A 15020-nucleotide genomic window follows, 5' to 3' on the forward strand; every position below is an offset into this window, starting at 1 on the left:
GAACCAGGCCGTGGGCATCGGCGTGGCCGTCTTCGGCACGACCCTGAAGGTCGCCGTCGACGTGCAGGCCGTCCTGCAGCGGGACTGACGCCGCGCACCACCGCGAAGGGCCCCGTCCCCGTGCTGATCAGCACGGGGACGGGGCCCTTCGCGGTGGTGCGCGGCGTCAGTCCCGCTGCAGGACGGCCTGCACGTCGACGGCGACCTTCAGGGTCGTGCCGAAGACGGCCACGCCGATGCCCACGGCCTGGTTCCAGTTCATCCTGAAGTCGTCGCGGTGCAGTTCGGTGGTGGCGCTGAAGGCGGCGCGGGTGCCGCCCCAGGGGTCGGCGCCGGAGCCGGTGTAGGTCAGCTCCAGCTGCACGGGGCGGGTGGTCTCCAGCAGCGTCAGCTGCCCCGGCAGCAGCCAGCGCCCGCCGTGGCGCTGCACGCCGCCGGCGGTGAAGCGCAGGTGCGGGAAGCGGGCGGCGTCGAGGAAGTCGGGGGAGCGCAGGTGCTCGTCGCGCTGGGCGTTGCCGGTGTCGATGGAGGCGGTCTCGACCTCCACCTGCACCGTCGAGGCGGTGACGTCGCCGACCGGCACCGTGATGACGCCGCCGAAGCGGGTGAAGCGCCCGTGCACCGCGGAGATGCCCAGGTGGTGGGCGGTGGCGGTGATGGAGGAGTGGGCGGTGTCGATGACCCACACCCCCGGTGGGGGCACGTCCTGCCCGCCGGTGCGGCGCAGGTGGACCTCGCCGGCGTTCCAGGTGCCGTGCGCGGGGACCACGACGCTGCTGGCGCGCGGTTCGTGGGCGGGCGCGGCCACCAGCAGGGTGGCGGCGCCCGCGGGCACGGCCGGCACGGCGAAGGTCCCGTCGCCGCCGGTGACGGCGCGCGCCACCTGGCTGCCGTCCGCCCCGAGCAGGGTCACGGCGGCGCCGGGCACGGGCCAGCCCTCCCGGGTCAGCACGCGGCCGGTGCCCGGCACGGTGCCGGCGGGCTGCCCGCCGGTGCCCGCCACCGGCTGGACCGGTTCCCGGGCGCTCACAGCTGCTGCGCCCGGGCCGGGGCGTCCTCGGAGGCCCCGGCCGAGCCGAGGGTCACCTGCACCGCGGAGACGGTGTCCTCCTCCACGTCCACGCTCGTGGCCACGGGTGCGTACCCGGCCGCGGTGAGCGTGTAGTGGCCGCCGGCGAGGTCCTCGAAGCCGTAGCCGCCGTCGGCGTCGGTGAGCACCGAGCCGACGACCTGCCCGCTGTCGTCCACGAGGGTGACGGTGGCCTCGCGCAGGCGCCGGCCGTCGCTGGCGGCGACGACGGTGCCGGTGAGGCGGCCGCCGCCGGTGAGCAGCAGGTCGCAGGCCAGGGCCCCCGCGTCGGGGACGTCGATGCTGCGGGCCAGCGGCCGGTGCGACTCGCTCTGCGCGGTGAGCACGTAGCCGCCGCCGACGAGGCCGCCGAAGGAGTAGCCGCCGTCGGTGCCGCTGCGGGTGGAGCCGACCACCTGCCCGGTGACGTCGGTCAGCGTCACGAGGGCGCCGTCCACGCCCCGGTCGGTGTCGGTGGCGGTGTCCCGGGTGAGGACGCGGCCGGTGATGGCCGAGCGGCCGGACAGGACGACGTCGCGCTGCACGGGGGCGCTGCCCACGCCGACGAGCGTGGCGGACGGCGCCACGTGCGGGGCGGCGACGATGAGCAGGTAGGTGCCGCCGGTGGGCAGGTCGACGCGGTAGCCGCCGTCGTCGCCGCTGGAGGTGCGCGCCACCTGCTGACCGCTCTGGTCGGCCAGGGTGACCACCGCGGCGGGCAGCGGGCGCCCGTCCGGGTGGCGGACGGTGCCGGACAGGGACAGCCCGGCGTCGGTGCGCTCGGCCGTCGGCGCCGCCGGTGCCGCGCCGCCTCGGGCGGTGGTGCCGTCCGGGGCGGCGGCGCCGTCCTGCGCCGCGGTGCCGTGCTCGGGCGCGTCGGCGGCGACCGGCGGCTGCACGGGAGTGGTGCCGGTGGCGGCAGCGGTCTCGGGCACCATCGCGGGAACCGCGTCGTCGCTGCGCAGCGCGTTCTCCTTGAAGAAGAGGGTCACGAGGAAGGCGACGAGGGCGAAGGGCGCGGCGACGAGGAAGACGTCCGCGATGCCGGCACCGTAGGCGGACATCACCAGGGTGCGCACCGGCTCGGTCAGCTCCGACAGGTCCGGCAGGCTGCCGCCGCTCAGGGACGCCAGGGCGGCCGGGTCGACGCCCGCGTCGCGGACGCCGTCGACCAGGTGCTCGGTGACGCGGTGCCCGAGGAGGGCGCCGAGCGCCGAGACGCCGATGGCGCCGCCGAGGCTGCGGGAGAAGGCGACGAACGAGCTGGCCGAGCCCAGGTCCTGCGGGGCGACGACGTTCTGCACGGCGAGCACGAGGTTCTGCATCATCGCGCCGACGCCCACGCCGACCAGGGCCATGAAGACCGCGACGAGCCAGTAGTCGGTGTCGTACGCGACGGTGCTCATGAGCCCCAGGCCCGCGGTGAGCAGGACGCCGCCGGAGACGAGCCAGCCCTTCCAGCGGCCGGTGCGGGTGATGAACTGCCCGGCGATCGTGGAGGACAGGAACAGCCCGAGGATCATGGGGATGGTCGACAGGCCCGAGCGGGTCGGCGACTGCCCGCGACCCAGCTGGAAGTACTGGCTGAGGAAGATGGTGGCGCCGAACATCGCCACGCCGACGAACAGGCTGGCCAGGGCGGACAGCACGATCGTGGGGTTGCGGAAGAACCGCAGCGGGATGAGCGGGTCCTTGGCGCGCGACTCGGCGAGCACGGTGAGCGCGAGCAGCACCACGCCGGCGGTCACGAGCGCGACGGTCCACCACGAGCCCCAGTCGAACTGGTGGCCGGCGAGGGAGACCCAGACGAGCAGCGCGGACACGCCGCCGGCCAGCAGCAGGGCGCCGAGGTAGTCGATGTGGACCTCGCGGCGCGGCTGCTCGGGCAGCTTGAGGCGGAACTGCAGCACGAAGAAGGCGATGACCGCGAACGGGACGCCGACGTAGAAGCACCAGTGCCAGGACAGGTGCTCGGTGAGGACGCCGCCGATCAGCGGCCCGCCCACGGTGGCCAGGGCGAACGTGGCGCCCAGGTAGCCGGAGTAGCGACCGCGCTCGCGGGGGGTGACCATCGAGGCGAGGATGACCTGGGCGAGGGCCAGCAGGCCGCCGCCGCCGATGCCCTGCGCCACGCGCAGCGCGATGAGCATGCCCATGTTCGTCGACAGGCCCGCCACGGCGGAGGCGACGACGAACAGCACGAGGGCGACCTGGACGAGCAGCTTCTTGGAGAAGGTGTCGGCCAGCTTGCCCCAGATCGGGGTGGAGATCGTCGTGGCGAGCAGCGCGGCGGTGACGACCCAGGTGTAGCTGGACTCGGTGCCGCCGAGGTCGTTGACGATCGTGGGCAGGGCGTTGGAGACGACCGTGGAGGACAGGATCGCGACGAACATGCCGAGCAGCAGCCCGGACAGCGCCTCGAGCACCTGCGCGTGGGTCATCTTCACGGGTGCGGCCTGCTGCGGTGGTGCGGTGGGGGTGCTCATGCGTTCCTCCGCGGGGTCTTCTGCAAGGTCTTCTCCTGAAGGGTGGTGCCGGCCAGCTTCCGCAGCAGGCGGGCGAGGTCGTCGACCTCGGTGTCGTCCCAGTCGGCCAGGCGAGCCGCGAGCGCGCCGACGACGCGGTCGCGCTGCGCCCGCAGCTCGCCCTCGCCGGCGGCGGTGACGCTCAGGCGCTGGGAGCGGCCGTCGTCGGGGTCGGGGGAGGTGGTCAGCAGCCCCTTGTCCCGCAGGTGGGCGACGTGGCGGCTGACGGTGGACAGGTCCAGGCCGAGCCCCTCGGCGACCTCGCTCATGCGCAGGCTGCCGTGCTCGCGCACGATCGAGAGCGCCGCGGTGCCCGGAAGGGACGCCGTGCCGGCGAGGTGCCGCCGGGCGCGCAGGAGGTGCGGCAGGACGGAGACGAGCGCGGTGCAGGCGGTGGTGGTGGCCATGGTCACCTCGGGGGAGCTGTTGGTTTGTACAGGCAACGATATGCCGAGTGGTTGCACCACGCAAGTCGCCCCCGCGAGACGTCGTCTCGCGGGGGCGGCGGGTGCGGGGGAGGGGCTCGCTCAGAGCTGGGAGTTCAGGCGCGCCACGAGCGTGGCCAGCTGGGTCATGTCCTCCTCGGACCAGTCCTGCAGGCGCGCGTACAGGCGCTCGCGCCGGGCCGCCCGGGCGGCCTCCACCTTCTCGGCGCCGAGCGCCGACATCCGAAGCCGCACCGCCCGGCCGTCGGTGGGGTCGGCGGCCCGCTCCACCAGGCCGAGGCTCTCCAGCAGCTGCACCTGCCTGCTCAGGGTCGGCTTGCCGATGCCGAAGAAGGCCGCCAGGTCCGAGGGGCGGGCGTCCCCGACGTCGTCCAGCCGGACGAGCAGGCTGTAGGCCTCGGGCTCGAGGTCCGGGTGCACCGTGCGGGCCGTCTCCCGGCTGATCGCGCGCGAGCGGCGCAGCAGGACGGCGAGTTCTCGCTCCAGGTGGTCTGCGGCCTCGGGGTGCACGGGGGAACCGTACCGTCCCCGCCCCAGCCGGCGGGGGACTCGTGCGACACGCCGGACCCACCCGTTGTTGTGGTGGCGGACGCGCACCCCTAAGGTCGCCGCGATGCATCGGACCGATGCATCGACCGGTGCAGGAGGTGGTGAGCGGGTGCGCAAGCGAGGTGACGTGCTGCCCCTGGCGGTGCTCGCGCTGCTCGCCGACGGCCCCCTGCACGGCTACGAGGTGCGCCGTCGCCTCGACGTGCGGCTGGGGGCGTTCCGCGCCCTGTCGTACGGCACGCTCTACCCGTGCCTGCGAGCCCTGCAGGCCGGCGGCTGCCTCATCGAGACCAGCGAGCAGCGCCAGCCGGGAACCGTCAGCACCAAGCGGGCCCGGGTCGTCTACGAGATCACCGACCACGGCAGGGAGCGGCTCGCGGAACTGCTCGAGGAGGCCGGGCCCTCCGCCTGGGAGGACGACGCGTTCGGGGTCCGCCTGGCCCTGTTCCAGCGCGTGGCCCCCCGCACGCGGCTGCGCATCCTCGAGGGCCGCCGCGCCCGGCTGCTCGAACGGCTCGAGCAGCTCACCACGTCCATCGAGCGGGCCCAGGCCCAGCTCGACGCCTACGCCCTCGAGGCGCAGCGGCACGGTCTGGAGACCGTGCGCAGCGAGGTCGACTGGCTGGACCGCCTCATCACGGCCGAACGCCGTGCCCCCGCCCGGCCGGGCGTTCCGGCCGCACCCCTCACCGAGGAGAGTTGATGTCCGAGATCCGCGTCGCGATCGTGGGGGTGGGCAACTGCGCCGCCTCCCTCGTCCAGGGCGTCCACTTCTACGCCGACGCCGACGAGACCACGACCGTGCCCGGCCTCATGCACGTGCGCTTCGGCGACTACCACGTGAGCGACGTGACGTTCGTCGCCGCGTTCGACGTCGACGACAAGAAGGTCGGCACCGACCTCGCCGACGCCATCGGCGCCAGCGAGAACAACACCATCAAGATCTGCGACGTGCCCACCACCGGGGTCACCGTCCAGCGCGGGCACACCCTCGACGGCCTGGGCCGCTACTACCGCGAGACCATCACCGAGTCCAGCGCCGAGCCCGTCGACGTGGTCGCCGCGCTGCGCGAGGCGCGCGCCGACGTCGTCGTCTGCTACCTGCCGGTCGGCTCCGAGGACGCGGCGAAGTTCTACGCCCAGTGCGCCATCGACGCCGGCTGCGCCTTCGTCAACGCGCTGCCCGTCTTCATCGCCAGCACCCCCGAGTGGGCGCAGAAGTTCACCGACGCCGGCCTGCCCATCGTCGGCGACGACATCAAGTCCCAGGTCGGCGCCACCATCACGCACCGGGTGATGGCCAAGCTGCTGGAGGACCGCGGCATCAAGCTGAAGCGGACGTACCAGCTCAACGTCGGCGGCAACATGGACTTCAAGAACATGCTGGAGCGCGACCGCCTGGAGTCCAAGAAGACCTCCAAGACCCAGGCCGTCACCAGCAACGTCCAGGCCGACTTCGGCACCCGCGACGTCCACATCGGCCCCAGCGACTACGTCCAGTGGCTCGACGACCGCAAGTGGGCGTACGTGCGCCTGGAGGGCGAGGCGTTCGGCGGCGTGCCGCTGAACCTGGAGTACAAGCTGGAGGTCTGGGACTCCCCGAACTCCGCCGGCGTCATCATCGACGCGGTGCGCGCCGCGAAGATCGGCCTGGACCGCGGCATCGGCGGCCCGCTGCTGTCCCCGTCGGCGTACTTCATGAAGTCCCCGCCGGAGCAGCGCGACGACGAGCGCGGTCGCGCCGCCGTCGAGGAGTTCATCGCCGGGACCGTCGAGCGCTGATCGGCCGTCTTCCCGCGCGGAACCCCGTGGTGCACCTCGTACCGCGGGGTTTCGTCGTTTCCCGGCTCGGGTTCGTCGCCGGGTGGCGGGGCGGTCCGGTCGTCGGGCTCTCCGCCCGCGCCACCGTTCCGGGGAACGTCACCTCGGGGGTCAGGCGCGGGCTCCGGACGCCCGTCGACCGGACCACCCCGCCACCCGCCACCGGCCCGCCAGGCCGGCCACGGCCCCGCGAGAACTCGACGGAGAACGCGGCGGGAAGCACGACGGGCCGCCCCCGCGAGGAGGCGGCCCGTCGACGGGGAGGGCGTCAGTCCTGCTCGGCGATCTCCGCCTTCGCGGTCAGCACCGGCGCCTGCTCGCCCTCGGCGACCGGCACCTCCTGCCAGGTGAGGGAGGCGGCGCGGCTGGCGGCGAGCACGTCCGCCTCGGCGCGCCCCGCGTCGGCGATCACGGCGGCGGGCCCGTAGACGGTGGCGGCGCTCAGCGGGGTCTTCTGCGAGACCTTCGCCTCGCTCTTGACCTTGCGCAGCGCCGAGAGCGCCTGACCGGCACCGCCGAGCACACCGATCGCGGCGGTGTCCTCGGAGGCCGGGCCGAGCTCGTCCACGACCGGCCAGGAGGCGGTGTGCACCGAGCCGTCCTGCCACCACGACCACACCTCCTCCGCGGCGAACGGCAGGAACGGCGCGAACAGCCGCAGCAGGGTGCGCAGCGCGATCGCCGCGGTCGCCCGCGCGGACGCCTGCGCCGCCTCGCCGCGGGCGCCGTAGGCGCGGTCCTTGACGAGCTCGACCCAGTCGTCGCAGAACGTCCAGAAGAACCGCTCGGTGACGTCGAGGGCGGTGGCGTGGTCGTAGCGCTCGAAGGCGGCGGTGGCGGTGCGCACCACCTGCGACAGCTGCACGAGGACGCTGGCGTCCAGGGGTTCGGTCACCGCGGCCGGGTCGGCGGCGGTGCCGCGCTCCACCCCCAGGCCGAGGACGAACTTGGAGGCGTTGAGCAGCTTCATCGCCAGCCGCCGGCCGACCTTCATCTGCCCGGTGTCGAAGGTGGCGTCGGTGCCCAGGCGCGAGGACGCCGCCCAGTAGCGCACCGCGTCCGAGCCGTGCTCCTCCAGCAGCCCCTGCGGGGTGACGACGTTGCCCTTGGACTTGGACATCTTCTTGCGGTCCGGGTCGAGGATCCACCCGGACAGCGCCGCCTTCGACCACGGCAGCCCACCGGTCTCCAGGTGCGAGCGCACCACGGTGGAGAACAGCCAGGTGCGGATGATGTCCTGCCCCTGAGGGCGCAGGTCCATGGGGAACACGCGCCCGTACAGGTCGGGGTCGCGCTCCCAGCCGCCGGCGATCTGCGGGGTCAGCGAGGACGTCGCCCAGGTGTCCATGACGTCGGGGTCGGCGGTGAAGCCGCCCGGGACGCCGCGCTGCGACTCCTCGTACCCCGGCGGGGTCTCCGAGGCGGGATCCACCGGCAGGGTGGACTCCTCGGGCAGGACCGGCGCGTCGTAGCGGGGGGTGCCGTCCTCGTCGAGGGGGTACCACACGGGGAACGGCACGCCGAAGAACCGCTGCCGGGAGATCAGCCAGTCGCCGTTCAGCCCGGAGACCCAGTGGTCGTAGCGGTGCTTCATGTGCTCCGGGTACCAGGTCAGCTGGGCGCCGCGCTCGAGCAGCTGCTCGCGCAGCTGCTCGTCGCGGCCGCCGTTGCGCAGGTACCACTGCCGGGTGGTGACGATCTCGAGGGGCTTCTCGCCCTTCTCGTAGAACTTCACCGGGTGCACGATCTTCTTCGGCTCGCCGACCATCGCGCCGGACTCGCGCAGCGCCGCGACGACCTTCTCCTGCGCGGTGTGCACGGTGGCGCCGCCGATCTCGGCCCACAGCTGCTCACCGGGGCCACCGGCGATCCACTCGGGCGTCTCGCGCACCAGCCGGCCGTCCCAGCCGATGACGGCGCGGGTGGGCAGCTGCAGCTCGCGCCACCACGTGACGTCGGTCGTGTCGCCGAAGGTGCAGATCATCGCGATGCCGGAACCCTTGTCGGGCTCGGCGAGGCGGTGCGCGACGACGGGCACCTCCACCCCGAACAGCGGCGAGCGCACGGTGGTCCCGAACAGCGGCTGGTAGCGCTCGTCGTCGGGGTGCGCCACGAGGGCCACGACGGCGGGGATGAGCACGGGCCGGGTGGTCTCGATGAACACCGGCTCACCGCCGTCGGTGCGCTCGAACGCGACGCGGTGGTAGGCGCCCTCGCGCTCGCGGTCCTCCAGCTCCGCCTGGGCCACCGCGGTGCGGAACGTGGTGTCCCACAGGGTGGGTGCCTCGGCGGCGTACGCCTCGCCGCGGGCGAGGTTGCGCAGGAACGCGCGCTGGGCGGCGGCGCGGGAGGTCGCCGAGATCGTGGAGTAGGTGTGCGACCAGTCCACCGACAGGCCCAGGCGCCGCCACAGCGACTCGAAGACCTGCTCGTCCTCGGCGGTCAGCCGCTCGCACAGCTCCACGAAGTTGCGGCGGGAGACCTGCACGAAGTCGCGGTCGTTCTTCGGCGCCTTCTCCGGGGGGGTGAAGGACGGGTCGTACGGCAGCGAGGGGTCGCAGCGCACGCCGTAGTAGTTCTGCACGCGCCGCTCGGTGGGCAGGCCGTTGTCGTCCCAGCCCATCGGGTAGAAGACCGACTTGCCGCGCATGCGCTGGAAGCGGGCCACCACGTCGGTGTGCGTGTAGCTGAACACGTGGCCGACGTGCAGGGAGCCGGACACGGTGGGCGGCGGGGTGTCGATGGAGTAGACGTCGGCGCGCTCGCGCGAGCGGTCGAAGGCGTACGTGCCGCCCTCCTGCCACGCGGGGGCCCAGCGCTCCTCCAGCCCGTCCACGGTGGGGCGGTCGGGGACCGAGACGCCGGCGGCGGTGCCGTCCGGGCGGTGCGGGGGTGCGGGCGCGGTGCTGGCGTCGGACATGCCGCCCATCATCCCGCAGGCGCTCGCGGGGTGGTGCGCACCCCGGGACGGCGCCCCGGGACGGTCGGTGGGCGGTGGCCCGGGCGGTCAGCCGCCCGGGCCACCGCGCCGCTCACCTCCCGTGGAAGCGGCGGCCGGTGACGCGCTCGGAGACGCCGACGCGGTCCAGGTACGGCGTGATGCCACCGGTGTGCAGGGGGTGGCCGGTGCCCAGGACGAGGCACACGTCGACGTCCTCGGGCCCGGCGACGACGCCCTCGTCGAGGACGCGGCGGACCTCGTCGGCCAGGGCGTCCTGCACCCGCCGCAGCAGCTCCGGCCCGCTCACCGGGTGCTCGCCCTGCACGAGCACCCGCTCGGCGGCGCCGGTGGCCTCCACCGGCCCCTTCGGGGTGACCAGGGGCGGCGAGCCGGCCTCGACCCAGCGGCGCAGGTTGTCTGAGACGCGGTAGCGCTCGGGGAACGCGGCCGCCAGCGTCTCGTGCACGTGCAGCATGACGGCCGGCCCCACGAACGAGGCGAGCCGGAACGGCGTCATGGGCAGGCCCAGCTCGTCCAGGGCGTGCTCGGCCTCCAGCAGCGGGGTCCCGGCGTCCACGGCGCGCACCACCTCGTCGAACATGCGGGTGGAGATGCGGTTGACGACGAACGCGGGGGCGTCGCGCACCAGCACGCACGTCTTCTTCAGCCGCGCACCCACCGCGAACGCGGTGGCCAGCGTCGCGTCGTCGGTGCGCTCGGTGCGCACCACCTCCACCAGCGGCAGCACCGCCACGGGGTTGAAGAAGTGGAACCCGACGAACCGCTCGGGGTGCTCCAGCACCGAGGCCATCTGCGTGACCGACAGGGAACTGGTGTTGGTGGCGATGACGGCGTCCTCGCGCAGCAGGGGTTCCAGCTCGCGCAGCACGGCGTGCTTGACGGCCATCTCCTCGAACACCGCCTCGATCACGAAGTCGGCGCCGGCCAGGGCGGACTTGTCGACCGAGCCGGTGACGGACGCCTTGAGCCGGTTCGCGACGTCGGACGTGACGCGCCCCCCGGCGAGCAGGTCGTCCACCCCGGAGCGCACGAACTCCAGGCCCTTGGCGACGCGCGCCTCGTCGACGTCGGTGAGCACGACGGGCACCTGCAGGCGGTGCAGGAGCAGCAGGGCGAGCTGGGAGGCCATCAGGCCGGCACCGACGACGCCGACGGAGGTGACCTCGCGCGCCAGGTCCTTCGGCGGTGCCCCGGTGGGCTTCTTGCCGCAGCGCTGCACGAGGTCGAACGCGTACAGCCCGGCGCGCAGCTGCGGGGAGACGACGAGGTCCGCGACGGCGGCGTCCTCGGCGGCGAAGTGCTCCTCGCGCGTGTTCGTGCGGGCGGCGGCGATGAGGTCGAGCGCCCGGTAGGGGGCGGGGGCGGCGCCGCGCACGCGCGCGTCGGCGACGGCCCGGCCGCGGGCGACCGCTGCCTCCCACGCGGCGGCCTCCTCGGCACCGGGCAGCGGGACCCGGCGCGGCACCTGGACCTCGCCGGCGAGGACGCCCGAGGTCCAGCGCAGCGACTGCAGCAGGAAGTCGGCGGGTTCGGCGGCGAGGTCGGCGACGCCGAGCTCGACCGCCTGCGGGCCGGTGATCGTGCGGTTGTTCGCGAGCGCGTTCTCCACCGCGATCCGCACGGCGACGTCGGGGCCGGCCAGGTGCGGCAGCAGCCAGGTGCCGCCCCAGCCGGGCACCAGGCCCAGGTGGGTCTCGGGCAGGCCCAGGCCGCGGGCGGTGGTGGCGACGGTGCGGTACGTGGCGTGCAGGGCGGTCTCCAGGCCACCGCCCAGGGCGAGGCCGTTGACGTACGCGAAGCTCGGCACGCCCAGGGTGCCGAGCCGGCCGAGGACGTCGTGGCCGAGGCGCCCGGTGGCCAGCCCGCTCTCGCGGTCGGGGGTGGTGGCCATGGACTTCAGGTCCGCCCCGGCGCAGAAGACCCCCTGCACGCCGGTGATCCCCACGGCGGCGACCTCCCCGGCGGCGGCCAGGCGCTGCGCCTCCTCCAGCGCCTCGCGCAGCTGCGGCAGCGTCCCGGGCCCCAGCACGAACGGCTTGCGCGGATCGCCCGGGTCCAGGGTCAGCAGGGCCAGGCGGCCGGAGCCGGGCCGCCCGGTGGGTTCCCCGGGGGCACCGGGCAGGTCCAGGAGGCGGACGTGGACGGGCATCAGCGGGCCTCCCCGGCGCTCGCGGTGGTGGGTTCGTGTGCGGCGTGGTGCGGGTTCTCCCAGATCACCGTGCCGCCCTGGCCGAGCCCGACGCACATGGCGGTCAGGCCGTAGCGGACCTCGGGGTGCTCGGCGAACTGCCGGGCCAACTGGGTCATCAGCCGCACACCGGAGGCCGCCAGCGGGTGGCCGATGGCGATGGCGCCGCCGTAGGGGTTGACGCGCTCGTCGTCGTCGGCGATGCCGAAGTGGTCCAGGAAGGACAGGACCTGCACGGCGAACGCCTCGTTGAGCTCGAACAGGCCGATGTCGTCGATCGTGAGCCCGGCGCGGGCCAGCGCCTTCTCGGTGGAGGGGATCGGGCCCAGGCCCATGACCTCCGGTTCCACGCCGGCGTAGGCGAAGCCGACGAGGCGCATGCGGGTGCGCAGGCCCAGCTCGGCGGCGGTGCCCTCCTCGGCGACCAGGCAGGCGGTGGCGCCGTCGGTCAGCGGGGAGGCGTTGCCGGCGGTGACGCGCCCGTGCGGGCGGAAGGGGGTGCGCAGACCGGCCAGACCCTCCACGGTGGTGCCGGGGCGGGCCAGCTCGTCGGCGGTGGCCAGGCCCCAGCCCCGCTCGGAGCTGGCCACGGCGACCGGGACGAGGTCGGCGCCGACCCTCCCCTCGGCCACCGCCCGCGCGAACTTGCGCTGGCTGGCGGCGGCGTACTCGTCGGCGCGCTGCTTCGTCAGGGCGGGGAACCGGTCGTGCAGCGCCTCGGCGGTCTTCCCCATGTCCAGGGCGTCGGGGGAGACGATGCGCTCGGTGAGGAAGCGCGGGTTGGGGTCCATGCCCTGCCCCAGGGGGTGGTGGCCCATGTGCTCCACGCCGCCGGCCAGCGCCACGTCCAGGGCGCCCACCGCGATGGAGGCGGCCGTGGTGGTGACGGCCGTCATGGCGCCGGCGCACCAGCGGTCGATCGCGTAGCCGGGGGTCGTCACCGGCAGGCCCGCCAGCAGGGCGGCGCTGCGGCCGAGGACGAGCCCCTGGTCGCCGCTCTGGGTGGCGGCGGCGATCGCGACCTCCTCCACGCGCTCGGGCGGCAGGGAGGGGTTGCGCCGCAGCAGCTCGCGCAGGCAGGCGACGACGAGGTTGTCGGCGCGGGTCTGCGCGTGCAGGCCGTCGGGGCGGGCCTTGCCGAAGGGCGTGCGCACGCCGTCGGCGAACACGACGCTGCGCGCGGGGGTGGGGCGGGCCACGGGACCTCCTCGTTCGGTGGCGTGACCGCAGCGGTGCGGCCGGGGGCCACGGTACGCCGTACCGACGGTAAGCGGTACCGCTGGTGACAGGTACTTCCCGGCGGGTCGGCCCGGCCGCTCACCGGGGCGCGCCGCGCGACCCTGGTGTCGGGGTGCGGCGGCGCGGTAGACCTGGGTAACCGCTTGCCTGACGATCGAGGAGGATCGTGGTGCTCAGCAGAAGGACGTTCGTCGCCGGGGTCACCGGGGGGAGCGCCGTCAGCGCCGTCCCCCCGGCGGCCGCCACCCCCGCCCCCGCAGGTCCTCCCGGTGCCGCCGCCCCGGCCCTGGACCCGTTCCGCGGTCCCGACGTGGACCGCCCCTTCGTCGACCGGGCGCTGCGTGCCGCCGAGGCCGCCGCCCCCGGCGTCCTGGAGGGCTACCGCACGCAGATCGAGGGGCTGTGGCCGTACCGCGCCGTGGCGCGCTCGGCGCTGCGGCTGGCCGCCCTGCACGTCAGCCCCCGCTCGGCGTTCCACGCCGACGCCGGCCTGGCTGCCGCGATCACCGAGATGGCCGCTGCGCTGCGCGCGGACCAGCACCGCGACGGCACCTTCGACGTGGGCAACCTGCACACCCCGCCGGACACCGCCTTCGTCGTGCGCGACCTGTGCGAACTGCTCACCCTGCTGCGCGCGGCCGCCCCGCAACGCGGACCGGACCCGCTGCGCGCGGCCCGGGACGACCTCACCGCGGTGCTCACCGCGGCCGGGCGCGCCATGGCCACGGGCGGGGTGCACACCCCCAACCACCGCTGGGAGGTCAGCGCCGCGCTGGCGCAGACCGACCTGCTGCTGCCGGACCCGGCCCACCGTCGGCGGGTCGAGGAGTGGCTGGCCGAGGGGGTCGACGTCGACGGCGACGGGCAGTACTCCGAGCGCAGCCCGAACTACGCCTTCGCGGTGACCAACCCGTCGCTGCTGGCGATCGCTCGTTGCACCGGCCGCGTCGACCTGCGCGCTGTGGTGCGCCGCAACCTGGACCTGCAGCTCGTGCTCGCCGAGGACGACGGCGCCGTGGAGTCCGTGCAGTCGCGGCGGCAGGACCAGGGCCAGCGCAAGGACCTCGCCGACGGGCTGCTGCAGTTCCGCGAGATGGCGCTGCGCGACGGCGACGGCCGCTACGCCGCCGTGGTGCAGGAGCTGCTGGCGCGCACCGACGACGCGGCCCGCTACGGCGACGCGGACCTGTGGGCGCAGCTGCTGGTGCACCCCGACCTGGCCGCGCGCCTGCCGCGACCGCGACCGTGGCGGGTCGACGGCACCCGCGTCCTGGCCGGCAGCGGGCTGGCCCGGCTGCGTGCCGGCGACTGCACCGCCACCGTCTACGCCGGCACTGACGGCGGCGAGGACGAGGACCGGCCCGGCCCCATCGCCTCCGGCCTGGCCACGAACCCCACCTTCCTGCGCTACCGGCGCGGTGCGGCGGTGCTGAGCTCGGTGCGCTTCTCCCCGCGCTTCTTCTCCACCGGCCACTTCCGCGGGCGCGGCCTCGAACCGCTGGCCGACTCGGCGTTCCGCACCTCGCAGCGCATCACCGCCGGGTACTACCAGCCGCTGCCGCCCGGGCGCCGCCGCCCCGACGGCGACTACGACCTGACCGGCGAGGGTCGGTTCTGGGCGGCCATGAGCTTCGACGAGCGCGTGCGTGATGAGCGCGTGCTGGAGACCACGGTCGTGGTGCGGCCGGTGGCCGGCGACCTGCGCCGCGGGTTCGACGTCGAGTTCGCGGTGGGCGGCACCGAGGAGGACGGCGACGTCCCGGCCGTGGTCGAGCTCGCCTTCGCCGGCGAGGGCGAGCTCGAGGGCACCGTCGTGCTGCAGGAAGCCGCCGACGGCGCGCCCGCGGTGCACCAGCTCGTCGAGGGGTGGGGGACCTGGCGCAGCGGCGGGGACGAGGTCCACTTCGGTCCGGGCACGGGATCGGGTCCCCGCCAGCCACCGGTCGTCGACCCCGGCGAGCGCTACACGTGGCTCGGCGGCGACCTGGTGCCCAGCGGCACCCGCGTGCTGCTGACCACGACCGTCCCGCGCCGCTGGACCCTCTCGCTGCGCTGACGGCGGAACCCCGCGGCGCCGGGACGCGCGTCCCGGCGCCGCGGGTAGGATCGGGTGCACAGGCGTCGACCCGGCCATCACCGGTGAGCCTCCGGAAGAACGGGCGCCCGCCCCGGCGGGTGCCCCACTAGACCCGGACGGGTCCGGCCCGTGACAGCCGGACGA

At 74.7% G+C, this 15020-nt stretch carries 10 protein-coding genes; 3 read left to right on the top strand and 7 right to left on the bottom strand.

The window, feature by feature from the left end:
• Positions 1 to 166: 166 nt before the first annotated feature.
• The 4 genes from V9U69_RS01010 to V9U69_RS01025 form a co-directional block, all read right to left on the bottom strand.
• Positions 167 to 970 (bottom strand): YceI family protein, encoded by an 804-nt coding sequence (locus V9U69_RS01010; protein ID WP_442907529.1) that lies wholly within the window; start codon positions 968 to 970, stop codon positions 167 to 169.
• A gap of 56 nt (positions 971 to 1026) precedes the next feature.
• Positions 1027 to 3555 (bottom strand): MFS transporter, encoded by a 2529-nt coding sequence (locus tag V9U69_RS01015; protein ID WP_337059424.1) that lies wholly within the window; start codon positions 3553 to 3555, stop codon positions 1027 to 1029.
• Positions 3552 to 4001 carry a MarR family winged helix-turn-helix transcriptional regulator gene (locus tag V9U69_RS01020; protein ID WP_337059425.1) on the bottom strand — a complete coding sequence of 150 codons (450 nt, stop codon included), beginning with the start codon at positions 3999 to 4001 and terminating at the stop codon, positions 3552 to 3554. Before V9U69_RS01020 ends, V9U69_RS01015 begins: the two co-directional genes overlap by 4 nt.
• 120 nt (positions 4002 to 4121) lie before the next feature.
• Complete coding sequence (locus tag V9U69_RS01025; protein ID WP_337059426.1) at positions 4122 to 4550, bottom strand: MarR family winged helix-turn-helix transcriptional regulator; 429 nt, start codon at positions 4548 to 4550, stop codon at positions 4122 to 4124.
• Positions 4551 to 4698: 148 nt separating this feature from the next.
• Between V9U69_RS01025 and V9U69_RS01030 the strand changes: the two genes are divergently transcribed.
• Both V9U69_RS01030 and V9U69_RS01035 read left to right on the top strand, forming a co-directional pair.
• Positions 4699 to 5292 carry a PadR family transcriptional regulator gene (locus tag V9U69_RS01030; RefSeq protein WP_337059427.1) on the top strand — a complete coding sequence of 198 codons (594 nt, stop codon included), beginning with the start codon at positions 4699 to 4701 and terminating at the stop codon, positions 5290 to 5292.
• Positions 5292 to 6371, top strand: a complete 1080-nt coding sequence (locus V9U69_RS01035; protein ID WP_337059428.1) for an inositol-3-phosphate synthase — start codon at positions 5292 to 5294, stop codon at positions 6369 to 6371. The genes V9U69_RS01030 and V9U69_RS01035 overlap by 1 nt, the downstream gene beginning before the upstream one ends.
• Positions 6372 to 6678: 307 nt before the next feature.
• On the opposite strand, the gene valS is transcribed toward V9U69_RS01035, so the two are convergent.
• The 3 genes from valS to V9U69_RS01050 form a co-directional block, all read right to left on the bottom strand.
• Positions 6679 to 9339 carry a valine--tRNA ligase gene (valS, locus tag V9U69_RS01040; RefSeq protein ID WP_442907528.1) on the bottom strand — a complete coding sequence of 887 codons (2661 nt, stop codon included), beginning with the start codon at positions 9337 to 9339 and terminating at the stop codon, positions 6679 to 6681.
• A 103-nt stretch (positions 9340 to 9442) separates the two neighbouring features.
• Complete coding sequence (locus tag V9U69_RS01045) at positions 9443 to 11521, bottom strand: 3-hydroxyacyl-CoA dehydrogenase NAD-binding domain-containing protein (protein WP_337059430.1); 2079 nt, start codon at positions 11519 to 11521, stop codon at positions 9443 to 9445.
• Positions 11521 to 12759 carry a thiolase family protein gene (locus tag V9U69_RS01050; RefSeq protein WP_337059431.1) on the bottom strand — a complete coding sequence of 413 codons (1239 nt, stop codon included), beginning with the start codon at positions 12757 to 12759 and terminating at the stop codon, positions 11521 to 11523. Before V9U69_RS01050 ends, V9U69_RS01045 begins: the two co-directional genes overlap by 1 nt.
• A 209-nt stretch (positions 12760 to 12968) precedes the next feature.
• Between V9U69_RS01050 and V9U69_RS01055 the strand changes: the two genes are divergently transcribed.
• Entirely contained in the window at positions 12969 to 14855 is a 1887-nt protein-coding gene (locus tag V9U69_RS01055) for a hypothetical protein (protein ID WP_337059432.1), read from the top strand.
• Positions 14856 to 15020: the final 165 nt, after the last annotated feature.

Source organism: Kineococcus sp. G2 (assembly GCF_037154035.1).
Taxonomy (GTDB): Bacteria; Actinomycetota; Actinomycetes; order Actinomycetales; family Kineococcaceae; genus Kineococcus.